Below are 22,102 nucleotides of genomic sequence, written 5' to 3'. Positions count from 1 at the left end.
CCTATGCCCGCAACCCGGACTACCAGCCGGTGGCGAGCGGCACGCCGAGCCTGACCGCCGGCCCGAAGGTGGCCTATTTCGACCGCGTCGAATGGCACATCATCACCGATCCGGCCACCGCCTCCGCCGCGCTGCAGAATGGCGAGATCGACTGGTCCGAGCAGCCGCCGCCGGAGATCCAGCAGCTCTTCCGCCGCAACCGCCAGATCACGGTGGAGCCGATCGACCGGCTGAAGAACCCGTCGATCCTGCGCTTCAATCACCTGATCCCGCCCTTCAACGACAAGAAGATGCGCCAGGCGCTCCTCCCGGCCGTGAACCAGGAGGACTACATGACGGCGATCGTCGGGCCCGACCCGCAGCTCTGGTCGCAGATGGGCGTCTTCACCCCGGACACGCCGCTGGCGACCGATGCGGGGATGGAGGCGCTGGCCGGCCCGCGCAGCCTAGCGAAGGCGAAGCAGCTGCTGAAGGAGGCGGGCTATACCAACCAGCTCATCCGCCTGATCGGCCCGACGGACATCCTGGCGCCTGCCGCGATGACCCAGGTGGCTGGCGACATGCTGCGGCGGCTGGATGTCAACCTCGACTTCGTGCTGACCGATTGGGGCAGCGTGGTGCAACGCCGGGCCAGCCGGGAAAGCCTGGAAAAGGGCGGCTGGAGCATCTTCCTCACCGCCTTCGCCAGTTTCGAGATGGCCGATCCTGCGGGCAATTCCCCGCTGCGCGGCCATGGCAACGCGGCCTGGTTCGGCTGGCCCTCCATCCCGAAGCTGGAGGAGCTGCGCGACGCCTGGTTCGAGGCGCCGGACATGGACATGCAGAAGAAGCTGGCGCGGGAGATCCAGCTCACGGTGCTGGACGAGGTGCCCTACATCCCGGTCGGCGCCTATACCTCCATGACCTCCTTCCGCCGCAACCTCACCAACCGCGTGCCGGGCTTCGCGCTGTTCTGGAACATGCGTCGTGCGTAGCGCGCGCGGATGTGCCCTGCGTAGCGCGCGGGGGGCACATTCATGATCGGGCGGCGCGGATTGCTGGCGGCGGGCACGGCCGCCGCCTTCGCCGCGCCGGCGCTGGCGCAGCGGCCAAGGCTGCTGCGCTTCGTGCCGCAGGCGGACCTCTCCTCCCTGGACCCGGTCTGGACGACGTCCAATGTCACCCGGAACATGGGCTACATGGTCTATGACACGCTCTATGGCAGCGATGCGGGTTTCCGCCCGCAGCCGCAGATGGCGGCGGGCCATGAGGAGGCGGAGGAGGGCCGCCGGGTCACCATCACCCTGCGCGAGGGGCTGACATTCCACGATGGCAAGAAGGTGCTGGCGCGCGATGCGGTGGCCAGCATCCGGCGCTGGATCACCCGCCATGCCATGGGCCAGAAGCTGGCGCCGCTGGTGGAGGAGATCGCGGCGCTGGACGACCGGCGCCTGCAATTCCGCCTGAAGAAGCCCTATCCGCTGCTGCTGGAGGCGCTGGGCAGCCCGGTGGCGCCGCCCTGCTTCATCATGCCGGAGCGGCTGGCGAAGACCGATGCCTTCACCCAGCTGCGCGAGGTGGTGGGCAGCGGGCCCTATCGCTTCCTGGCGAATGAGTTCGTTGCCGGCAGCGGCGCCGCCTTCGCCCGGTATGAGGGCTACAGCCCGACGCCGGTCGCCGCCACCGGCTACACCGCCGGGCCCAAGGTGGTGCATTTCGACCGTGTCGAGTGGAAGATCATCCCCGATGCAGCCACCGCCGCGGCGGCGATGCAGGCCGGCGAGATCGACTGGTTCGAGCAGCCGCCGCCGGAGATCCAGCAGCTGCTCCGCCGCGGCCGCAATGTGGCGATCGAGCCGATGGATCCGCTGCCGATGATGGCGCTGATGCGCTTCAACCATTTGCAGCCGCCCTTCGACAAGGCCGCGATCCGCCGCGCCCTGCTGCCGGCGATCGACCAGGAAGCCTTCATGCAGGCGGCGGTCGGCACCGATGCCGCGCTCTACCAGACCGATGCCGGCTTCTTCACCCCGGGCGGGCCGATGGCGAGCGATGCCGGCCTCGAGCCCCTGCGCGGGCCGCGCAGCCTGGAGCGCGCGAAGGCGCTGCTGAAGGAGGCGGGCTACACCAACCAGCCCATCCGCCTGATGGGCCCGACCGACATCCTGGTGCCCGCGGCGCTCACCCAGGTGGCCATCGACCTGTTCCGCCGCCTTGGCGTGAACCTGGACGTGGCGTTGACCGATTGGGGCACGGTGGTGCAGCGGCGGACCAACAAGGGGCCGCTCGACCAGGGGGGGTGGAGCGTCTCCATGTTCGCCTTCAGCTCCATGGATTTCCTGACCCCCGCCACCAACCCGACGCTGCGTGCCAATGGCGCCGGCGCCTGGTTCGGCTGGCCGGACATTCCCCGGCTGGAAGCCCTGCGTGACGCTTGGTTCGAGGCGCCGACGCTGGAGCAGCGCCAGGCCCTGGCGCGGGAGATGCAGGTGCTGGCGATGCAGGAGTTGCCCTACATCCCGGTCGGCGCCTACCGCTCCCAGACCGCGGTGCGGCGGGACTTGGCGGACCGGGTGCGGGGGCTGGCGATCTTCTGGAATATCCGGCGGGTGTGAGAGGGAGAGACATGCAGCGGCGTTCCATCCTGACGGCGGCCGCGGCCTCCGCCCTGCCGCGTTTCGCCATCGCGCAGCCGGCGGCGTCGCGCGTGCTGCGCTTCGTCCCGCAGGCCGATCTCGGTGGGCTCGACCCCGTCGCCATCAGCTCCAACGTCATCCGCAACCATGGCTACATGGTCTATGACACGCTCTATGGCGTGGATGCGCAGTTCCGGCCGCAGCCGCAGATGGCGGCCGGGCATGTGCTGGAGGACGATGGCAAAAGCTGCATCATCACCCTGCGCCCCGGGCTGCAATTCCACGATGGGGAGCGGGTGACGGCGAATGACTGCGTCGCCTCCCTGAAGCGGTGGATGCGCCGCTCCCCCATGGGCCAGGCCCTGGCGGCGCGGACCGATGAGCTGGCGGCGCTCGACGATCTCCGCCTGCGCTTCCGGCTGAAGCGGCCCTTCCCGATGCTGCTGGATGCGCTGGCGGTGCCGGCCAATCCCAGCGCCTTCATCATGCCGGCGCGTATCGCCGGGACCGACGCTTTCCAGCAGATCCGCGACCCCACGGGCAGCGGCCCCTTCCGCTTCGTGATGAGCGAGTTCCGCCAGGGCAACCGCGCCGTCTGGGAGCGCAACCCGGATTACAGCCCCACCCCCGTCGCCGCGCATGGCCTGACGGCGGGGCCGAAGATCGTGCATTTCGACCGGGTGGAGTGGCACATCATCCCCGATGCCGGCACCGCCGCCGCGGCCCTGCTGGCCGGCGAGGTCGATTGGTTCGAGCAGATGGCGCCGGAGATCCAGACGCTGCTCCGCCGCAACCGCAACCTGACGGTGGAGGCGATCGACCCGCTGCCGCTGCCCGGCCAGTTCCGCTTCAACCACCGCCAGCCGCCCTTCGACAACCCGGCCATCCGCCGTGCCTTCCTCCAGGCCATCAGCCAGGAGGATTTCATGACGGCGATCGTCGGCCCGGACCCGAAGCTGTACGAGGCGAATGTCGGCTTCTTCACCCCCGGCGGGCCGATGGCCAATGATGCCGGCCTCGAGCCGCTGAAGGGCCCGCGCAGCATCGAACGGGCGAAGCAGGCGCTGAAGGAGGCGGGCTACAATGGCCAGCTGGTCCGGCTGCTCGGCACCACGGATATCAACTCCACCACCGCCCAGGCGCAGGTGGCGGCGGATCTGCTGAAGCGGCTCGACCTCAACCTGGATGTCGTGCTGACCGATTGGGGCACGGTGGCGCAGCGGCGGATGAACAAGGGGCCGCTGGACCAGGGCGGCTGGTCCATCGCCTGCTTCGCCTCCTCCGGCATGGATTTCATCAACCCCGTCACCCATGCCCAGCTCCGCTCGGATGGCGAGGCGGCGGCGCCTGGCTGGCCCGATCTGCCGAAGCTGGAGCAGCTTCGCGCCGCTTGGCTCGAAGCCTCAGATCTTGCCGCACAGAAGGCGCTGGCGCGGCAGATCCAGGCGGAGGCGATGCAGGGCCTGCCCTACATCCCGACTGGCGCCTACTACTCCATCACCGCGCATCATCGGAATCTGGTGGACCGGGTGAAGGGCTTTGCGATCTTCTGGGGCATCCGGAGGACCTGACCCATGCGCCGCCGCCACCTGCTTGCCCTCGCCGCCGCCCTCCCGCTGCCGGCGCTGGCGCAGCCGGCGGCGGCGCGGCCCATCCGCTTCGTGCCCCAGGCGAACCTCGCCTCGCTGGACCCGATCTGGACCACGGCGACGGTCACCCGCAACCACGCCTATATGGTCTATGACACGCTGTTCGGCGTGGATGCGGGGTTCCGGCCGCAGCCGCAGATGGCGGAGGGCGCGACCACCGAGGAGGATGGCCGCCGCGTCACCATCACCCTCCGCCCCGGCCTGCGCTTCCATGATGGCGAGGCGGTGCGGGCCAGGGATGCCGTCGCCTCCATCCGCCGCTGGATGAAGCGCAGCCCCTTCGGCCAGAAGGCGGAGACGCTGACCGAGGAGCTGACCGCGGCCGATGACCGGCGGATCGTGTTCCGGCTGAAGCGGCCCTTCCCGCTGCTGCTGGCCGGGCTCGGCAGCCCCTCCTCCCCCGTCTGCTTCGTCATGCCGGAGCGGATCGCGGCGACGGATGCCTTCCAGCAGATCCGCGAGGCGATCGGCAGCGGCCCCTACCGCTTCAAGGCGGAGGAGTTCGTCAGCGGCAGCCTCGCCGCCTATGAGAAATTCGAGGGCTACGTCCCGACGCCGGGCGGCACCCCCAGCCTGATCGCCGGGCCGAAGCAGGTACACATCCCGCGCGTCGAATGGCGCATCATCACCGACCCCGCCACCGCTGCGGCGGCGCTGCAATCCGGCGAGGTGGACTGGTTCGAGGAGCCGGCGCCCGAGCTGCAGCAGCTGCTCCGCCGCAACCGCGCCATTGCGGTAGAGAAGCTGGATGAGCGCGCGGTGTGGAACCTGCTGCGCTTCAACCACCTGCACCCGCCCTTCGACGACCCGGCGATGCGCCGCGCCCTGCTGCCGGCCATCCAGCAGCGCGACTTCTCCATGGCGATCGTCGGGCCGGATCCGGCGGATTGGGTCGAGGATGTCGGCATCTTCACGCCCGGCACGCCGCTGGCGAACACGGCAGGGCTGGAGCTGCTGCTCGGCCCCCGCAGCCTGGACCGTGCCCGCGCCCTGCTGAAGGAAGCGGGCTACACCAACCAGCCGGTCCGCCTCATCGGCCCCACCGACATCATGACGCCGACGGCGCTGACCCAGGTGACGGCGGATCTGCTGCGGCGGTTGGAGATGAACCTCGACCTCGTGCTGGCGGATTGGGGCACGGTGGTGCAGCGGCGGGCGAGCCGGGAGCCGCTGGAGAGGGGCGGCTGGAGCCTCTTCTGCACCGGCTTCCAGGGCTTCGACACGGCCAGCCCCGCCGGCCATTTCCCGCTGCGCGGCAATGGCGCGGGCGCCTGGCCCGGCTGGCCCAGCATCCCGAAGCTGGAGGAGCTGCGCGACGCTTGGTTCGAGGCGCCGGACATCGCCACCGAGCGCGCCATCGCCGAGGAAATGCAGCGCGTGGCGATGACGGAGCTGCCTTTCATTCCGCTTGGTGGATATTATGCCAATACTGCGCTGCGGCGGGAGCTGCGCGGGCGGATCTCCGGCTTCCCGATCTTCTGGAACCTGCAACGCGGCTGAGGACGTCCCCCATGCAGCGACGTGACCTGTTCAAGGCCGGCCTGGTGGCCACCATGCCGGCGCCGGTGCTGGCCCAAGGGGCGGCGAAGACGCTCCGCGTCATCCCCCAGGCCAACCTCACCAGCCTGGACCCCGTCTGGACCACGGCCGTCGTCACCCGCAACCACGCTTTCCTGGTCTATGACCAGCTCTGCGCCCAGGATTCCAAGGGCGAGATCCGGCCGCAGATGGCGGAGGGCTGGGAGACGACCGCCGATGGCCTGACCTGGAATTTCACCCTGCGCGAGGGCCTGCGCTTCCATGATGGCGAGCGGGTGCTGGCGAAGGATTGCGTCGCCAGCATCCGACGCTGGGCACGGCGCGACCCCTTCATGCAGGTGCTCTGGCCGGGCGTGGCGGAGGTGGCGGCGCTGGATGACCGCCGCTTCCGCTTCCGGCTGAAGAAGCCCATCCCGCTGCTCCTGCTGGCGCTCGGCCAGACGCAATTCCCCTGCTTCATCATGCCGGAGCGGATCGCCCAGACGGACGCCTTCCAGCAGATCCGCGAGCCCATCGGCAGCGGCCCCTTCCGCTTCCGACCGGAGGAGTGGAATCCCGGCCAGCGCGCCCTGTGGGAAAAATTCGAGCAGTACCAGCCGCGGCAGGAGCCGGTGGATGGCCTCGCCGGCGGCCGCGTCCCGCGTCTCGACCGGGTCGAGTGGACCATCATCTCGGATTCCGGCACCGCCGCCGGCGCCATGACGGCGGGGGAGCAGGATTACTGGGAATACCCGCTGCACGACCTGCTGCCGCTGCTGCGGCGCAGCCGCCAGGTGGTGGTGGAGCAGCGCCTGCTGGAAGGCACCTACGGCATCTGCCGCTTCAACTGCCTGCAGCCGCCCTTCAACAACCCGGCCATCCGCCGCGCCGTCGCCATGGCCGTGGACCAGCGGGACTATCTGCGGGCCGTGGCCGGCAACGAGCCCGATGGCTGGGAGGCCTGCGAGGGCGTCTTCACCTGCGGCACCCCGCTGGCCAATGAGGCGGGCAGCGAGATCCTGAAGACCCACGACCTGGAGAAGGCCAAGGCCGCGCTGGCCGCCGCGGGCTACAATGGCGAGAAGGTGGTGCTGATCACGCCGGGCGACTACCCGCAGATCAACGCCCTCTCCCTCGTCACCGCCGACCTCATCCGCCGGCTCGGGATGAATCTGGAACTCGTCGCGGCGGATTGGGGCACGCTGATCCAGCGGCGGACGAGCAAGGAACCGGTGGAGCGCGGCGGCTGGAGCATCATCCACACCACCTCCTCGGGTCTCAGCCTGTCCCTGCCGGTCTTCCACCTCTTCCTCCGCGCCAATGGCCCGCAGGCCTGGTTCGGCTGGCCGGAGGATGCGGAGATCGAGCGGCTGCGGGCGGCCTGGACGGAAACCGGGGACCCCGCCGAATCGAGGCGGATCGCCGAGGCGCTGAACCGCCGGGCGATGGAGGTGATGGCCTATGTCCCGCTCGGCTTCTACTGGCAGCCCTCGGCCTGGCGGCGCAACCTCACCGGCATGTTCCGCGCGCCGGCCACGGTGTTCTGGAACATCTCCAAATCGTAATCTCCGGTTGCGCGCGCGGCCCGGCTGGGGCAAGGGGGCGCCCGAAGCCGCCGCCGGAGGATTGAGGAGCGATGCATCGTCGGAGCCTGTTGCAGGGCGGCGTCCTGGCGCTGGCCGCCCCCCGCCTGGCGCTGGCGCAGGGCAATGCCCGCACCCTGCGCTTCGTGCCCCAGGGCAACCTGGCGACGCTCGACCCCATCTGGAGCACGACCACCATCGCCCGCAACCACGGGCTGCTGGTCTATGACACGCTCTTCGGGTTGGGGAAGGATTTCCAGGCCAGGCCGCAGATGGCCGCGGCGCATGAGGTCTCGGCCGATGGCCTGACCCACGCCATGACCCTCCGGCCCGAACTCCACTTCCATGACGGCGAGCCGGTCCGGGCGCGCGACTGCATCGCCTCCATTGCCCGCTGGTCGAAGCGGGACGTCCTCGGCCAACGCCTGGCGATGCTGCTGGAGGAGATGCGACCCACGGCGGATGACCGCTTCGAGATCATCCTGAAGAAGCCCTGGCCGGGCCTCGCCTGGGCGCTCGGCAAGCCTTCCGCCAATATCTGCGCCATCATGCCGGAGCGGATCGCCACGACCGATCCCTTCACCCAGATCACCGATCCGGTGGGCAGCGGCCCCTTCCGCTTCCGCCGCTCTCAATGGGTGCCGGGCAGCCTCGCGGCCTATGAGCGCAACCCGCATTACGTGCCGCGGGACGAGCCGCCGGATTTCCTCGCCGGCGGCAAGGTGGTGAATTTCGACCGTGTGGAATGGCACGTGATGCCGGACCCCGCCACCGCCGCCGCCGCGCTGCAGGCGAATGAGGTGGATTGGTGGGAGACGCCGCTGGCCGACCTGCTGCCGGTGCTGAAGCGCAATGGCGACATCGCGGTGGAGGTGGTGAACACCGCCGGCGCGCTCGGCATGCTGCGCTTCAACCACCTGCACCCGCCCTTCGACAACCCGGCGGTGCGCCGCGCCATCTTCCCCGCCATCGACCAGCGCGCCTTCATGCAGGCGGCGCTCGGGGAGGACACCTCGCTCTGGACCGTGCCGGCAGGCGTGTTTACGCCCGGCACGCCGCTGGCCAATGCGGCGGGGCTGGAGGTGCTGACCGGCCCGCGCGACCCGGAGGCGGCGAAGCGCGCCCTGGCCGCCGCCGGCTACCGCAACCAGAAGGTCGTCATCCTCGCTCCCAGCGACTTCCCCACCCTGAACGCCCTGACGGAGGTCTGTGCCGACACGCTCCGCCGCATCGGCATGAATGTGGACCTCCAGGCGATGGACTGGGGCACGCTGGTGCAACGGCGGGCGAAGAAGGAGCCGCCGGAGCAGGGCGGCTGGAACATCTTCTGCACCACCTGGGAAGGCCTCGACGTCTCGGTGCCCGGCAGCCACCAGCCGCTGCGCGGCAACGGCCAGGAGGGCTGGATCGGCTGGGCCACCAGCCCGCGGCGGGAGGCGCTGCGCGACGCCTGGTTCGAGGCCGCCGACCAGGCGGCGGAGAAGCGGATCGCCGAGGAGCTGCAGATGCTGGTCTGGGAGGAGGCCCCCTTCATTCCGCTCGGCCTGCTGCGGCCGCCCCAGGCCTACCGGCGCAGCCTGACCGGCCTCGTCACCGGCGGCCCGCCGCTGTTCTGGGGTGTGAAGCGGGGCTGACGCCCCCGTGACTGGCACGGGGCATGCAAGCCACCCCGTCCGTTACCGCGGCCCACCCCTTCCGCGGCTTGCCTCCAGCGTTGGGCGCTGGCGCAATGCCCAAGGCTGAGGCAGGCTGATACTGAACCGGGCGCATGGGAACCGCGCCTGGCATGGAAGCTGGGGGCAAAGAGACGATGGAGCGGAGGAATTTCCTGAAAGCGACGGCAGCGGCCGGCGCTCTTGGCGGCATGGCCGGCCTGGCCGGCCCGGCACTTTCCCAGGGGGCGGCGGCGCGGACCCTGCGCTTCGTGCCGCAGGCCAACCTGGCGAATTTCGACCCGATCTGGGGCACCCAGTACGTCGTCCGCAACGCTTCGGCCATGGTCTGGGACACGCTCTATGGCGTGGACGAGAAGCTGGCCGTGCAGCGGCAGATGGTAGAGGGGGAGGAGGTCTCCCCCGATGGCCTGACCTGGACCATCCGGCTGCGTCCCGGGCTGAAATTCCACGACAACGAGCCGGTGCTGGCCAAGGACGTGGTCGCCAGCATCACCCGCTGGATGCCGCGTGACCCGATGGGGCAGATGCTGAAGGTCATCCAGCAGGAGCTGGTGGCGGTGGATGACCGCACCCTCCGCTGGGTGCTGAAGAAGCCCTACCCCAAGCTGACCTACGCGCTGGGCAAGACCAACACGCCGATCTGCTTCATCATGCCGGAGCGGATTGCGAAGACCGACAGCTTCACCCAGATCAGCGACTATGTCGGCAGCGGCCCGTTCCGCTTCCTCCGCAACGAATGGGTGCCTGGTGCGCGCGCGGCCTTCGGCAAATTCGACGGCTATGTGCCGCGGCAGGAGCCGGCCTCCTGGCTTGCCGGCGGCAAGCGGGCGATGGTCGATCGGATCGAATGGCATGTCATGCCGGACCCCGCCACCGCCTCCGCCGCGCTGCAGAACGGCGAGGTGGATTGGTGGGAGAACCCGATCACCGACCTGATCCCGACGCTGAAGCGCAGCCGCAACATCGCCGTCGACATCGCCGATCCGCTCGGCAATATCGGCAGCTTCCGCATGAACCACCTGACCCCGCCCTTCAGCAACCTGAAGGCGCGGCAGGCCGTCCTCATGGCGATGAGCCAGGAGGACTACATGCGCGCCCTGGTCGGCGACGACAACAACCTGTGGCGGGCGCTGCCCGGCTACTTCACCCCGGGTACGCCGCTCTACACCGAGGAAGGCGGCGAGGTCCTCAAGGGGCCGCGCAACCTCGACGCGGCGAAGAAGCTGCTGGCCGAGAGCGGCTATAGCGGCCAGCCGGTCACCTGCCTCGTCGCGCAGGACCAGCCGATCACCAAGTCGATGGGCGACGTCACCGCCGACCTGCTGAAGCGGCTCGGCATGAATGTGGATTTCGTAGCGACCGACTGGGGCACGGTCGGCCAGCGCCGGGCGATGAAGAATCCGGTGGGGCAGGGCGGCTGGTCCATGTTCCACAGCTGGCATGCCGGGGCGGATTGCGTGAACCCGGCCGCCTACAACGCCATCCGCGCCAATGGCGACGGTGCCTGGTTCGGCTGGCCAAACATCCCGATTGTGGAACAGGCGGTCGCCGAATGGTTCGACGCGCCGGACCTGGCCGCGGAGAAAGTGGTGATGGGCAAGCTGAATCGCGTCGCGCTGGAGAATGTGGTCTATGCCCCTACCGGCTTCTTCCTTGGCTACCAGGCATGGCGGCGCAACGTCAGCGGGGTGGTGAAGGGGCCGTTGCCCTTCTTCTGGGGCGTGTCGAAGTCCTGAAGCGCGGGGAGTAACGCGCAATGTTCGCTTATATCGTGCGACGAATCCTGGCGACGATCCCGGTCATGGCGATCGTCGCGCTGTTCGTCTTTTCGCTGCTCTACATCGCGCCGGGCGACCCGGCCGCGGTCATCGCCGGTGACCAGGCCACGCCCGACGATGTGGAGCGCATCCGCGCCTCCCTCGGCCTGGACCGCCCCTTCCTGGTGCGGTTCGGCGAATGGGTCTTCCGCATCCTGCAGGGCGATCTCGGCGTCTCGATCTTCACCAACCTGCCGGTCACGACGATGATCCAGCAGCGGCTGGAGCCGACCTTCTCGCTGATGATCCTGACGCTCTGCCTCGCCGTCGCCATCGCCGTGCCGATGGGCGTGGTCGCTGCCTGGAAGCAGGGCACGCTGATCGACCGCGCGGTGATGGGCTTCGCGGTGATGGGCTTCTCCGTCCCGGTCTTCGTCGTCGGCTACCTGCTCGCCTATGTCTTCGCACTGGAGCTCGACTGGCTGCCGGTGCAGGGCTACACGGCCTTCAGCAACGGCTTCTTCCCTTGGCTGGAGAACCTCATCCTGCCGGCCATCGCGCTGGGCGGCGTCTATATCGCCCTGATCGCCCGCATCACCCGGGCGACCATGCTGGAAGTGCTGCAGCAGGACTACATCCGCACCGCCCGCGCCAAGGGCGCCGGGCAGCGCAGCATCCTCTTCCTGCATGCGCTGAAGAACGCGGCGGTGCCGATCGTCACCGTCATCGGCATCGGCGTGGCGCTGCTGATCGGCGGCGCGGTGGTGACCGAGAGCGTCTTCGCCATCCCCGGCCTCGGGCGCCTCACGGTGGATGCGATCCTGCGGCGGGACTACCCCGTGATCCAGGGCGTGATCCTGCTGTTCAGCTTCATCTACGTCATCGTCAATCTGGCGATCGACCTGATGTACACCCTGTTCGACCCGAGGATCCGGTACTGATGGCCTCCGCAACCGTCCTTGCCCGGCCCGAGGTGACGCGCGAGAGCGTCGCCGCGGCGCCCCAGATGCCGGATGTGCTGCCGCCGGTGAAGGCCCGGAAGGGCTTCATCGGCTTCCTCCGGCGCAACCCCACCATCGCGGTCGGCGGCGGGCTGCTGCTGATCATGCTGGCCATCGCGGTCTTCGCGCCCCTGCTCTGGACGGTGGACCCCACCGCCCTGGCGCCGGCGCGGCGCACCCGCGAGCCTTCCGCCATGTACTGGTTCGGCACCGACATGCTGGGCCGGGACGTCTATTCCCGTGTGCTCTACGGGGCCCGGGTCTCGCTGCTGGTCGGCTTCTCGGTGGCGATCCTGTCCTCCGTCATCGGCCTCGCCATCGGCATGGTCTCCGGCTTCGTCCGCTGGGCGGACAGCATCGTCATGCGGATCATGGACGGGCTGATGTCCATCCCGCCCATCCTGTTGGCCATCGCGCTGATGGCGCTGACCCGCGGCTCGGTGCAGAACGTCATCATCGCCATCACCATCGCGGAGATCCCGCGCGTCTCCCGCCTCGTCCGCGGCGTGGTGCTGAGCCTGCGGGAGCAGCCCTATGTGGATGCGGCGGTGGCGGCCGGCACCCGTACGCCGGTCATCATCTGGCGGCATATCCTGCCCAACACCCTGGCACCCATCACCGTGCAGGCCACCTATATCTGCGCCAGCGCGATGATCGTGGAGGCGATCCTCTCCTTCATCGGCGCCGGCACCCCGCCCATCATCCCCTCCTGGGGGAACATCATGGCGGAAGGCCGGGCGCTCTGGCAGGTGAAGCCCTATATCGTCTTTTTCCCTGCCATCTTCCTGTCCATCACCGTCCTCGCCGTGAACCTGCTCGGCGACGGGCTCCGCGACGCGCTCGATCCGCGCATGGCGAAGAGGCTCTGAACCATGGCCCTGCTCGAAGTCGAGAACCTGCAGACGCATTTCCGTACACCGGACGGCGTCAACCGCGCTGTCGATGGCGTCTCCTTCCACGTCAATGCGGGGGAGACGGTTGCCATCGTCGGCGAGAGCGGCTGCGGCAAGTCCGTCACCTCCATGTCCATCCTGCGGCTGATCCCGGAGCCGCCGGGCAAGATCGCCGGCGCCATCCGGTTCCAGGGCAGGGACCTGCTGAAGCTTTCCGACCGGGAGATGCGGCAGATCCGCGGCAACGAGATCAGCATGATCTTCCAGGAGCCGATGACGAGCCTGAACCCGGTGCTGACCGTGGGGCGGCAGATCGGCGAGACCCTCCGCCTGCACCAGGGCCTCTCGGCCAGTCAGGCAGAGCAGAAGGCGATCGAGATGCTGACCCTGGTCGGCATCCCGGAGCCGGCGCGGCGGGTGAAGGAGTATCCGCACCAGCTCTCGGGCGGCATGCGGCAGCGCGTGATGATCGCCATCGCGCTCGCCTGCAACCCGAAGCTGCTGATCGCCGATGAGCCGACCACCGCGCTCGACGTGACAATCCAGGCGCAGATCCTGGAGCTGATGCGGGATTTGAAGCACCGCGTCGGCGCCGCCATCGTCCTCATCACCCACGACCTTGGCGTGGTGGCGGAGGTCGCGGAGCGCGTCATCGTCATGTATGCGGGGCGGAAGGTGGAGGAGGCGGCGGTCGGTCCGCTCTTCCGCACGCCGCGCCACCCCTATACCCAGGGGCTGCTCGGCTCCATGCCGAAGCTCGGCTCCTCCCTGCATGGGGAGGAGACGCGGCTGGCCGAGATTCCTGGCCTGGTGCCGAGCCTGAAGGCGAAGATCCCGGGCTGCGTCTTCGCTACCCGCTGCCCGCATGCCACGGATCTCTGCCGCCAGGTGGCGCCGGCGCTGGAGGAGAAGGCGCCAGGCCATGTCGCCGCCTGCCACTATGCCCTGAAGGAGGAGGCGCTCGCGGCATGACCAAGCTCCTCGAAGTCAGCGACCTGAAGAAGCATTTCCCGATCAAGGCCGGCTTCTTCGGCGGCACCACCGGCTATGTCTATGCGGTGGACGGCGTCTCCTTCAGCATCGAGAAGGGCGAGACCCTCTCGCTGGTGGGCGAATCCGGCTGCGGCAAGTCCACCGTCGGCAAGGCCATCCTCCGCCTCTTCGACATCACCTCCGGCCAGGTGGTGCTGGACGGCAAGCGGATCGACGACATGCCGGCCGGCAGCCTGCGGCCCCTGCGGCGCCGGGTGCAGGTGGTGTTCCAGGATCCCTTCAGCTCGCTGAACCCGCGGATGAAGGTGAAGGACATCCTGGCGGAGCCGATCCGCAATTTCGGCCTGGCGAAGGACTCCAGGGATCTGGACGAGCGCGTCGCCAAGCTGATGGACACGGTGCGCCTGCCGCGGGATGCGGTGAACCGCTGGCCGCATGAATTCTCCGGCGGCCAGCGCCAGCGCATCGGCATCGCCCGGGCGCTGGCGGCGGAGCCCGACCTCATCGTCTGCGACGAGGCGGTCTCCGCCCTCGACGTCTCGGTGAAGGCGCAGATCGTGAACCTGCTGCAGGATCTGCAGCAGGAGCTTGGCCTCGCCCTGCTCTTCATCAGCCATGACCTCGCGATCGTCGAGCATATGACGCATCGCGTGGCCGTGATGTATCTCGGCAAGATCGTGGAGGTGGCGCCGAAGCGCAGCCTCTTCGCCGCGCCGAAGCATCCCTATACCCAGGCGCTGCTCTCCGCGGTGCCGGTGCCGGAGCCGGGGGCGAGCCGCCAGCGCATCATCCTGAAGGGCGACGTGCCGAGCCCGATCAACCCGCCCAAGGGCTGCCGCTTCCATACCCGCTGCCCCTATGCCTTCGACCGCTGCCGGGTGGAGGAGCCGAAGCTGGCCCAGCCGGCCACGGCCGGGGCGGGGCATGTGGCGGCCTGCCACCTGCACAGCCTGCCGGATGCGGAGAACCCGCTGGCGGCCGCGGTCGGGGAGCTGGTCGTCCCGGCCTGACGGCCGGGGCGGCGCTTGGCACGGATGACCGCGCCACCTATGGCCTCGGCGCCGCCGGTCCTGGTGGAGGTGCGCGAGCGGCGCGGCCTGTTCGGCCGCGTCGTGAAGCGCTTCTTCTTCGGCTTTCAGCTCCTCATGCTGGCGGCCAGCCTCGGCACCTGCGCGCTGGTCAGCAACTACATGTCGGGGCCGGATCCGGACGTGGCCATGGGGGCCGGCCTGTTCGGGCTTTCGGCCTTCGCCGTGCTGTGGACGCTGTGGCCGCTCGGCACCGTGGTGCTGGGCGTCCTGGTGCTGGCGACCAGGGGTAGGAAACGGCTGATTCCAGCGCCCGGGACCGTGGTGCCGCCTGCCGCGCCGCCGCACCGCCCGGGCGGCAGCGTGCCGGAGACCGGGCCTCGCCGCTGATCCGGCCACCTTCATGTCGTGACGCTTGACGGAAGGCGGGGCCGGGGCAACCTTTCACCCAGGCGCGCGGCCCCCCGGCCGCGCCGGTGCAGACTCTTGGGGGAGGCGCGGCATGCCGCAAGTGACGCTGACCGTGAATGGCAAGACCAGCACGGTCGAGGTGGAGGGGCGAACCCTCCTCGTGGAGCTGCTGCGCGAGAAGCTGCGGCTGACCGGTACCCATGTGGGCTGTGACACCAGCCAGTGCGGCGCCTGCGTCGTGCATGTGAATGGCGACAGCGTGAAGTCCTGCACCATGCTGGCGCTGCAGGCCGATGGCGCCAACGTCACCACCATCGAGGGGCTGGCGAAGCCCGACGGCACCCTGCACCCGATGCAGGAAGCCTTCCGCGAGTATCACGCCCTGCAATGCGGCTTCTGCACGCCCGGCATGGTGATGTCCGCCATCGACCTGGTGCAGAAGCACCCGCAGGGCCTCTCCGAGAAGGAGATCCGGGAGGGGCTGGAGGGCAATCTCTGCCGCTGCACCGGCTACCACAACATCGTCAAGGCCATCGCCGCCGCGCAGGAGGTGATGCACGGCCGCCGCTCGGAGCTGGCCTCGGCCGCCGAATGAGCCGGAAGGGCCTGCCTTCGTGCGGGCCCGGCCGGGGCTGACCATCAACGGCCGCCAAGGCCGGGTGAAGAAGCAATTCAGCCCCGCGCCACGCTGCGCCGGGGCGGGGGGAGCAGGACCATGAACGTGGTGACACCCTTCGAGGGCATCGGCGCCAGCGTGAAGCGCAAGGAGGATCTGCGCTTCCTCTCCGGCCGCGGGCAGTACACGGACGACATCAACCGGCCCGGCCAGGCCTATGCCTACATCCTCCGCAGCCCGCATGCGCATGCGAAGATCACCTCGATCGACACCGCGGCGGCGGCCGCGATGCCGGGCGTGCTGGCGGTGTTCACCGGCGCCGACACGGCGGCGCTCGGCAGCATCCCCTGCGGCTGGCAGATCCACAACAAGGACGGCTCGCCGATGGCCGAGCCGCGGCACCCGATGCTGGCCGAGGGCAAGGTGCGCCATGTCGGCGACCAGGTCGCGGTCGTCATCGCCGAGAGCCGCGCCCAGGCGAAGGACGCCGCCGAGGCGATCGCCGTGGAATATGAGGTGCTGCCCGCGGCCGCCACCATGGAGGCCGCTCAGGCCCCCGGCGCGCCGCAGGTGCATGAGGGCGTGGCCGGCAACATCTGCTATGACTGGCATATCGGTGACAAGGCGGTGAACGATGCGGCCTTCGCCGCCGCCGCCAAGGTGGTGACCTTCGAGACCACCAACAACCGCCTGGTGCCGAACGCCATGGAGCCGCGCGCGGCGATCGGCGAGTACGATGCCACCACGGGCGACTACACCCTCTACACCACCAGCCAGAACCCGCATGTCATCCGGCTGCTGATGGGCGCCTTCGTGCTGCAGATCCCGGAGTCGAAGCTCCGCGTCGTCGCGCCCGATGTCGGCGGCGGCTTCGGCAGCAAGATCTACCACTATGCGGAGGAGGCGATCGTCACCTGGGCCGCCGGCAAGCTCGGCCGACCGGTGAAGTGGACGGCCGAGCGCACCGAGAGCTTCATGTCCGACGCGCATGGCCGCGACCATGTGACGAAATGCTCGCTCGCCCTGGATGCGAACGGCAAGTTCCTCGGCCTGCGGGTGCACACGCAGGCCAATATGGGCGCCTATCTCTCCACCTTCGCGCCCTGCGTGCCGACCTATCTCTACGCCACGCTGCTGGCGGGCGTGTACACCACGCCGACCATCTATTGCGAGGTGAAGGCGGTCTTCACCAACACCGTGCCGGTCGATGCCTATCGCGGCGCGGGACGGCCGGAGGCGACCTATCTGCTGGAGCGGCTGGTGGACATCGCCGCGGCGGAGACGGGGATCGACCGCATCGAGATCCGCCGGCGCAATTTCATCCCGAACGACGCCTTCCCCTACCAGACGCCGGTCGCCCTGCAATATGACAGCGGCGACTACACCGCGACGCTGGACGCCGCGCTGAAGGCGGCGGATTGGGCCGGTTTCGAGGGCCGTCGCGCCGAGGCGGCGAAGCGCGGCAAGCTGCGCGGCATCGGCTGCTCCACCTATCTGGAGGCCTGCGGCATCGCGCCCTCCGCCGTGGTCGGCTCGCTCGGCGCCCGCGCCGGGCTCTACGAAGTGGGCACCATCCGCGTCCACCCCACCGGCAGCGTCACCGTCCTCACCGGCGCCCACAGCCATGGCCAGGGGCATGAGACCACCTTCGCCCAGCTCGTCGCCGACCGGCTCGGCGTGTCCGTCGCCCAGGTGGATGTGGTGCATGGCGACACCGCCAAGGTGCCCTTCGGCATGGGCACCTATGGCAGCCGCAGCCTGGCCGTCGGCGGCAGCGCCATGGTCAAGGCGATGGACAAGATCGTCGCCAAGGGGAAGAAGATCGCCGCGCATCTGATGGAAGCCTCGGTCGAGGACATCGAATTCGAGCGTGGCACCTTCCGCGTCGCTGGCACGGACCGGACCAAGTCGCTGGCCGAGATCAGCCTGGCCGCCTATGTGCCGCACAATTACCCGATCGAGGAGCTGGAGCCGGGCCTCGAGGAAACCGCCTTCTACGACCCGAAGAACTTCACCTATCCTGGCGGCTGCCACATCGCGGAGGTCGAGATCGACCCCGATACCGGCCATGTGCAGGTGGTGAATTTCACCGCCGTGGACGATGTCGGCCGGGTGATCAACCCGATGATCGTGGAAGGCCAGGTGCAGGGCGGCGTCGCCCAGGGCATCGGCCAGGCGTTGCTGGAGAATTGCGTCTATGACGCCTCCGGCCAGCTTCTCTCCGGCAGCATGGCGGATTACTGCCTGCCGCGGGCGGAGGACCTGCCGGCGGTGGGCGTTGCCACCCACACCACCCTCTGCACCCACAACCCCCTCGGGGTGAAGGGTTGCGGGGAGGTGGGGGCCATCGGCTCGCCGCCCGCGGTGATGAATGCGGTGGTGGACGCCTTGAAGAGCTACGGGGTGCGCCATATCGAGATGCCGGCGACTCCGCCGAAGATCTGGGGCATCATCCACGCAGCTCGGCCGGCGATGGCCGCGGAATGAGCAGGGGATCGGACCATGTATGATTTCGCCTACCACAAGCCGACATCCATCGCCGACGCGGTGAAGCTCCTCTCGGCCGACCCCGATGCGCGGCCGATCTCCGGCGGCCAGACCCTGCTGCCGGCGCTGAAGCACCGGCTGAACAAGCCCAGCGCCCTCATCGACCTCTCCGGCATCGCCGAGCTGCGCGGCATCCGGCGGGAGGGCGACAAGCTGGTCATCGGCGCCCTGGCGAAGCATGAGGAAGTGGCGAACAGCGCCGAGGTGAAGGCTGCGATCCCGGCCCTGGCCACGCTCGCCGGCACCATCGGAGACACCCAGGTGCGCAACCGCGGCACCATCGGCGGCAGCGTCTCCAACAACGACCCGGCGGCGGACTACCCGGCGGCGGTGCTGGCGCTGGACGCCACCATCGTGACGGACAAGCGTCGCATCGCCGCGGATGATTTCTTCCAGGGCATGTTCACCACGGCGCTGGAGCCGGGCGAGCTGCTGGTGGCGGTGGAGTTCCCGATCCCCGAGAAGGCCGGCTACGCCAAGATGCGCAACCCGGCCAGCCGCTACGTCATGGCCGGCGCCTTCGTGGCGAAGACGAAGTCCGGCGTGCGCGTCGCCATCAACGGCGCCGGCCCCGGCGTCTTCCGCCAGGCGGAGATGGAGAAGGCCCTGGCCGCCAGTTGGTCGCCCGATGCCGTCGCCGGCATCAAGCAGGATCCGGAAGGGCTGAACGGGGACATCCATGGTAGCGCCGAATACCGGGCGCATCTCGTCACGGTGATGGCGAAGCGCGCCGTCGCCGCCGCCGGCTGAGGCGGCGATGCGCCGCCGTGGCCTGGTCCTCGGCGGCGCCTTGCTGCCATTGGCTGCGTTGGCCCAGGCCCCCTGGCCGCAGCGCCCCATCCGCATCGTCATCCCCTACCCGCCGGGCGGCGCCAGCGACATCATCGCCCGGATGCTGGCGCCGCACCTGACCGAATCACTCGGTCAGACCGTGGTGGTGGAGAACCGCCCGGGCGCCAATGGCTTCATCGCCGGGGAGCTGGTGGCCCGCGCCGCGCCGGATGGCTACACCCTGCTGATGGCGAATGCCGGGCCGAACGGCATGGGCCCGGCGCTCTATGGCAGCCGCACTCCCTATGATGCGCGGCGCGACTTCGCCCCCGTCATGGCGGTCTCCGTGGTGCCGCAGATCATGGCGGTGCACCCGGATGTGCCGGTGCGCAACGTGCCGGAATTTCTCGGCTATGTGAAGGAGATGCAGGGGCGGATGAGCTATGGCTCGGCCGGCATCGGCTCGGCCGGCCATATGGCGATGGAGCTCTTGAAGAGCCTGACCGGCGTGGAGCTGACCCATGTGCCCTATCGCGGCAGCTCTCCCTCCACCGCCGACCTCATCGCCGGCGTCATTCCGGTGAATTTCGATACCGTGCCGGTGCTGCTGCCGCACCACCGTGCCGGGCGGGTGCGCGGCATTGCCGTGTCCTCCAGGGACCGGGTGCCGGAAGCGCCGGAACTGGCCGCCATCGCCGAAACCGTGCCGGGCTTCGAGACGGTGAGCTGGGGCGGCATCCTGGCGCCGGCCGCCACGCCGAAGTCGGTGGTCGAGCGGCTGAACGCCGCGCTGCGTGCCGCCATGACGCGCCCGGACGTCGCCGGGCCCCTCGCCGCCCAGGGCGTCCAGCCGCAAAGCGGCTCGCCCGAGGCCTTCGGCGCCTATGTCGAGTCCGAGCTCCAGAAGTGGACCGAGGTGGTCCAGCGCATGGGGCTGCGGCCGGAATAGCCCCTCTCTGGACTTCCGCCTGGGCCAGGGCAAGGCTGCGGGCAGAAGGCTGCACGACAGCCCCCAGGAGGAAGTCCGCCATGCCGCAATCGCGCCACCCCGTCACCGAACCCGCCGCCTGGACCCGCGCCGAGATGGAAGCCGATCCGGGCTGGCGCTTCCAGCTCACTGCCGAGCAGATCGCCGAGCTGGAGGCCGCGCTGGCCAGTGTGCAGGCGCGCGGGCTGCCCATGGCCGCCGTGACCCGGGAGGATTTCCCGCTGCCTTCCTGGGCCGGGCTGCTGGCCGCCATCCGTGCTCAGCTCCGTACCGGCCGCGGCGTCGCCCTGCTGCGCGGCCTGCCGGTGGCGCGCTACACGGAGGAGGAGGCGCGCCTCGCCCATTGGGGCATTGGCACCTATCTGGGCGAGGCGGTGACGCAGAATGCCGCGGCGGAGCTGATGGCCGGCGTCTATGACCGCGGCCAGACCTATGGCGGCGATGTCCGCGCCTATCAGGTGCGGGCGGAGCTTTCCATGCATTGCGACAATTCGGACCTCGTGGCGCTGTTCTGCCTGCGGCAGGCGAAATCCGGCGGCGAGACGCTGCTGACCAGCGCGCTCTCCATCTACAACCGGCTGCTGGCGGAGATGCCGGAGACGCTGCCCCTGCTGGAAGCCGGCTTCCCCTATGACCGCAAGGGCGAGCAGGGCCCGGGGGAGCCGCCCATCAGCGCGCCCATCCCGGTCTTCGCCCGGGCCAGCGACGGCACGGTCAGCGCGCGCTACGCCCGCTCCTACATCACCAGGGCAGAGCAGCGCAGCGGCATCCCGTTGTCGCCGGAGGGCAAGGCGGCGCTTGACGCCTTCGACCGCATCGCGCTGGACCCGGCGCTGATGCTGGAATTCCACCTGCAGCCGGGCGACATCCAATTCGCCAACAACTACACCGTGCTGCACGCCCGCCGCGGCTTCGAGGATTACCCGGAGCCGGAGCGGCGCCGGCTGATGCTGCGCCTCTGGCTGCAGGATGAGTCGCTGCGGCGGGTGGAGGACATGCAGCTCCGCTTCGGCTTCACCCGCTTCGGGAATCACGGGCGGACGGCGCGGGAGCTGCTGGCGGCCTAGGCCCAGGGGCGCCCCGCTTCACGCCGCTGGGCTGCGACACCCAACCCCCACCGGGGTCCGGGGAGGGGTCCCCTCCCCGGTGGAGGTGCAGGGTCGCGGGCACTGCCCGCGACGGGCCTCCTGCCGGGGGCACGGGGGGCGGAGCCCCCATCTTCACCTACACCGACACCCAGGAGAGCAGATGCAGATCGACGACCCGGCGGTGATCGCCGAGGCCCGCGCCGTCTTCGACCGCTACGAGGCCGCCATCGCCGCCAATGACGGCGTCGTGCTGAACGACACCTTCTGGTCGGATCCGCGCACCGTGCGCTTCGGCATCACGGAAATCCTCTATGGCATCGAGGCCATCATGGCCTTCCGCAGCTCCGTCGCCCGCTACGCGCCGCGGGCTACGCGGAAGGTCCATATCACCGCCTTCGGCCAGGACTTCGCCTGCACCCATCTGGAATATGAGCGCCAGGACACCGGCCTGATCGGGCGGGAGACCAAGATCATGGTCCGCCTGCCGGAGGTGGGTTGGAAGGTCGTCTCTGCCCATGTCTCACTGCTGGCGCCGAGCGACCCGGGCCGCGTGCCGAAGCGCTGACGCAGCCTTCCGCGCCTGTTCAGCCAGCGCCGCCCTTTGCTGCGGAAGGCCCTGCGGTGCCGCGCGGCGGTGTCATGGGGAACTAGAGCAGCCTCCGACCTGATGGATCCCGCCGTGATCCATCAGGTCGGAGGCTGTTCCAGATCTTGCGTTTTCTAGTTGTTTGGTCCCGGGATTTGGTGGTGCGGATCATGGATGAACCTGGACGGCTCCTCTGTCCAGGCTTTGCAGATAGCTTCGTAGGGTGTGAGGCCGCGTAGGGTCTTCAGCCGGCGGGCGAAGTTGCAGGCGATGATGACGTTGGCCAGGTGCTGTCGGAGCTGCTGGTGGCTCTCGTAGTGGAACCGCTTGACGGTGGCCTCTTTGATGGTTCGGTTCATTCGCTCGACCTGACCGTTGGTCC

Annotated in this window: 19 protein-coding genes; 18 read left to right on the top strand and 1 reads right to left on the bottom strand. The window is 69.3% G+C overall.

All coding sequences use genetic code 11. The features are described 5' to 3' along the window. From NJ376_RS22475 to NJ376_RS22385, 18 genes are all read left to right on the top strand, one after another. Positions 1 to 974, top strand: a 974-nt coding sequence (locus NJ376_RS22475; RefSeq protein ID WP_252955526.1) for an ABC transporter substrate-binding protein, incomplete at its 5' end; no start/stop codon positions are given. Between the two features lie 42 nt (positions 975 to 1,016). Further along, on the top strand, positions 1,017 to 2,594 hold the full coding sequence (locus NJ376_RS22470) for an ABC transporter substrate-binding protein (protein WP_252955525.1): 1,578 nt from the start codon (positions 1,017 to 1,019) through the stop codon (positions 2,592 to 2,594). 11 nt (positions 2,595 to 2,605) lie between these two features. Then, entirely contained in the window at positions 2,606 to 4,186 is a 1,581-nt protein-coding gene (locus NJ376_RS22465; protein ID WP_252955524.1) for an ABC transporter substrate-binding protein, read from the top strand. 3 nt (positions 4,187 to 4,189) lie between these two features. Further along, positions 4,190 to 5,764: an ABC transporter substrate-binding protein gene (locus tag NJ376_RS22460; protein ID WP_252955523.1), complete on the top strand. Its 1,575-nt coding sequence runs from the start codon at positions 4,190 to 4,192 to the stop codon at positions 5,762 to 5,764. 11 nt (positions 5,765 to 5,775) lie between these two features. Further along, complete coding sequence (locus tag NJ376_RS22455) at positions 5,776 to 7,347, top strand: ABC transporter substrate-binding protein (protein ID WP_252955522.1); 1,572 nt, start codon at positions 5,776 to 5,778, stop codon at positions 7,345 to 7,347. 71 nt (positions 7,348 to 7,418) lie between these two features. Further along, a complete protein-coding gene (locus NJ376_RS22450; protein ID WP_252955521.1) occupies positions 7,419 to 8,999 on the top strand; it encodes an ABC transporter substrate-binding protein in 1,581 nt (526 codons plus the stop codon). A gap of 176 nt (positions 9,000 to 9,175) precedes the next feature. Then, complete coding sequence (locus NJ376_RS22445; protein WP_252955520.1) at positions 9,176 to 10,777, top strand: ABC transporter substrate-binding protein; 1,602 nt, start codon at positions 9,176 to 9,178, stop codon at positions 10,775 to 10,777. A gap of 20 nt (positions 10,778 to 10,797) precedes the next feature. After that, complete coding sequence (locus NJ376_RS22440; protein ID WP_252955519.1) at positions 10,798 to 11,739, top strand: ABC transporter permease; 942 nt, start codon at positions 10,798 to 10,800, stop codon at positions 11,737 to 11,739. Continuing rightward, a complete protein-coding gene (locus NJ376_RS22435) occupies positions 11,739 to 12,668 on the top strand; it encodes an ABC transporter permease (protein ID WP_252955518.1) in 930 nt (309 codons plus the stop codon). Before NJ376_RS22440 ends, NJ376_RS22435 begins: the two co-directional genes overlap by 1 nt. Before the next feature lie 3 nt (positions 12,669 to 12,671). Continuing rightward, on the top strand, positions 12,672 to 13,664 hold the full coding sequence (locus NJ376_RS22430; RefSeq protein WP_252955517.1) for an ABC transporter ATP-binding protein: 993 nt from the start codon (positions 12,672 to 12,674) through the stop codon (positions 13,662 to 13,664). Further along, positions 13,661 to 14,695, top strand: a complete 1,035-nt coding sequence (locus tag NJ376_RS22425) for an ABC transporter ATP-binding protein (protein ID WP_252955516.1) — start codon at positions 13,661 to 13,663, stop codon at positions 14,693 to 14,695. The genes NJ376_RS22430 and NJ376_RS22425 overlap by 4 nt, the downstream gene beginning before the upstream one ends. A gap of 24 nt (positions 14,696 to 14,719) precedes the next feature. Further along, positions 14,720 to 15,103 (top strand): hypothetical protein, encoded by a 384-nt coding sequence (locus NJ376_RS22420; protein ID WP_252955515.1) that lies wholly within the window; start codon positions 14,720 to 14,722, stop codon positions 15,101 to 15,103. A gap of 112 nt (positions 15,104 to 15,215) precedes the next feature. Next, positions 15,216 to 15,719 (top strand): (2Fe-2S)-binding protein, encoded by a 504-nt coding sequence (locus NJ376_RS22415; RefSeq protein ID WP_252955514.1) that lies wholly within the window; start codon positions 15,216 to 15,218, stop codon positions 15,717 to 15,719. Positions 15,720 to 15,839: 120 nt separating this feature from the next. Then, the gene (locus tag NJ376_RS22410) at positions 15,840 to 18,227 is read left to right on the top strand and encodes a xanthine dehydrogenase family protein molybdopterin-binding subunit (RefSeq protein ID WP_252955513.1); all 2,388 of its coding nucleotides are present in this window, start codon (positions 15,840 to 15,842) and stop codon (positions 18,225 to 18,227) included. Positions 18,228 to 18,242: 15 nt separating this feature from the next. Continuing rightward, positions 18,243 to 19,037, top strand: coding sequence for an FAD binding domain-containing protein (locus NJ376_RS22405; protein ID WP_252955512.1), 795 nt, complete (start codon positions 18,243 to 18,245; stop codon positions 19,035 to 19,037). A 7-nt stretch (positions 19,038 to 19,044) separates the two neighbouring features. Then, entirely contained in the window at positions 19,045 to 20,007 is a 963-nt protein-coding gene (locus tag NJ376_RS22400) for a Bug family tripartite tricarboxylate transporter substrate binding protein (RefSeq protein ID WP_252955511.1), read from the top strand. Between the two features lie 80 nt (positions 20,008 to 20,087). Further along, positions 20,088 to 21,113: a TauD/TfdA family dioxygenase gene (locus NJ376_RS22395; protein ID WP_305880015.1), complete on the top strand. Its 1,026-nt coding sequence runs from the start codon at positions 20,088 to 20,090 to the stop codon at positions 21,111 to 21,113. Positions 21,114 to 21,294: 181 nt separating this feature from the next. Continuing rightward, positions 21,295 to 21,699 carry an AtzH-like domain-containing protein gene (locus NJ376_RS22385; RefSeq protein ID WP_252955510.1) on the top strand — a complete coding sequence of 135 codons (405 nt, stop codon included), beginning with the start codon at positions 21,295 to 21,297 and terminating at the stop codon, positions 21,697 to 21,699. Positions 21,700 to 21,854: 155 nt separating this feature from the next. On the opposite strand, the gene NJ376_RS22380 is transcribed toward NJ376_RS22385, so the two are convergent. Beyond that, on the bottom strand, positions 21,855 to 22,102 hold a 248-nt coding region (locus tag NJ376_RS22380), incomplete at its 5' end, for an integrase core domain-containing protein (RefSeq protein WP_252955509.1).

Origin of the sequence: Siccirubricoccus soli (assembly GCF_024178315.1) — a bacterium.
GTDB lineage: Bacteria > Pseudomonadota > Alphaproteobacteria > Acetobacterales > Acetobacteraceae > Siccirubricoccus > Siccirubricoccus soli.
The sequence above is the reverse complement of the archived record's forward strand: the minus strand, read 5'-3'. Positions and strand labels throughout refer to the sequence as shown.

Excerpts from the sequence above, each read along its gene's own strand:
- NJ376_RS22470 (WP_252955525.1), top strand. The coding sequence starts at position 1,017 with ATGATCGGGCGGCGCGGATTGCTGGCGGCGGGCACGGCCGCCGCCTTC.
- NJ376_RS22385 (WP_252955510.1), top strand. The coding sequence starts at position 21,295 with ATGCAGATCGACGACCCGGCGGTGATCGCCGAGGCCCGCGCCGTCTTC.
- NJ376_RS22430 (WP_252955517.1), top strand. The coding sequence starts at position 12,672 with ATGGCCCTGCTCGAAGTCGAGAACCTGCAGACGCATTTCCGTACACCG.
- NJ376_RS22400 (WP_252955511.1), top strand. The coding sequence starts at position 19,045 with ATGCGCCGCCGTGGCCTGGTCCTCGGCGGCGCCTTGCTGCCATTGGCT.
- NJ376_RS22465 (WP_252955524.1), top strand. The coding sequence starts at position 2,606 with ATGCAGCGGCGTTCCATCCTGACGGCGGCCGCGGCCTCCGCCCTGCCG.
- NJ376_RS22410 (WP_252955513.1), top strand. The coding sequence starts at position 15,840 with ATGAACGTGGTGACACCCTTCGAGGGCATCGGCGCCAGCGTGAAGCGC.
- NJ376_RS22460 (WP_252955523.1), top strand. The coding sequence starts at position 4,190 with ATGCGCCGCCGCCACCTGCTTGCCCTCGCCGCCGCCCTCCCGCTGCCG.
- NJ376_RS22435 (WP_252955518.1), top strand. The coding sequence starts at position 11,739 with ATGGCCTCCGCAACCGTCCTTGCCCGGCCCGAGGTGACGCGCGAGAGC.
- NJ376_RS22450 (WP_252955521.1), top strand. The coding sequence starts at position 7,419 with ATGCATCGTCGGAGCCTGTTGCAGGGCGGCGTCCTGGCGCTGGCCGCC.
- NJ376_RS22415 (WP_252955514.1), top strand. The coding sequence starts at position 15,216 with ATGCCGCAAGTGACGCTGACCGTGAATGGCAAGACCAGCACGGTCGAG.
- NJ376_RS22455 (WP_252955522.1), top strand. The coding sequence starts at position 5,776 with ATGCAGCGACGTGACCTGTTCAAGGCCGGCCTGGTGGCCACCATGCCG.
- NJ376_RS22425 (WP_252955516.1), top strand. The coding sequence starts at position 13,661 with ATGACCAAGCTCCTCGAAGTCAGCGACCTGAAGAAGCATTTCCCGATC.
- NJ376_RS22395 (WP_305880015.1), top strand. The coding sequence starts at position 20,088 with ATGCCGCAATCGCGCCACCCCGTCACCGAACCCGCCGCCTGGACCCGC.
- NJ376_RS22405 (WP_252955512.1), top strand. The coding sequence starts at position 18,243 with ATGTATGATTTCGCCTACCACAAGCCGACATCCATCGCCGACGCGGTG.
- NJ376_RS22445 (WP_252955520.1), top strand. The coding sequence starts at position 9,176 with ATGGAGCGGAGGAATTTCCTGAAAGCGACGGCAGCGGCCGGCGCTCTT.
- NJ376_RS22420 (WP_252955515.1), top strand. The coding sequence starts at position 14,720 with ATGACCGCGCCACCTATGGCCTCGGCGCCGCCGGTCCTGGTGGAGGTG.
- NJ376_RS22440 (WP_252955519.1), top strand. The coding sequence starts at position 10,798 with ATGTTCGCTTATATCGTGCGACGAATCCTGGCGACGATCCCGGTCATG.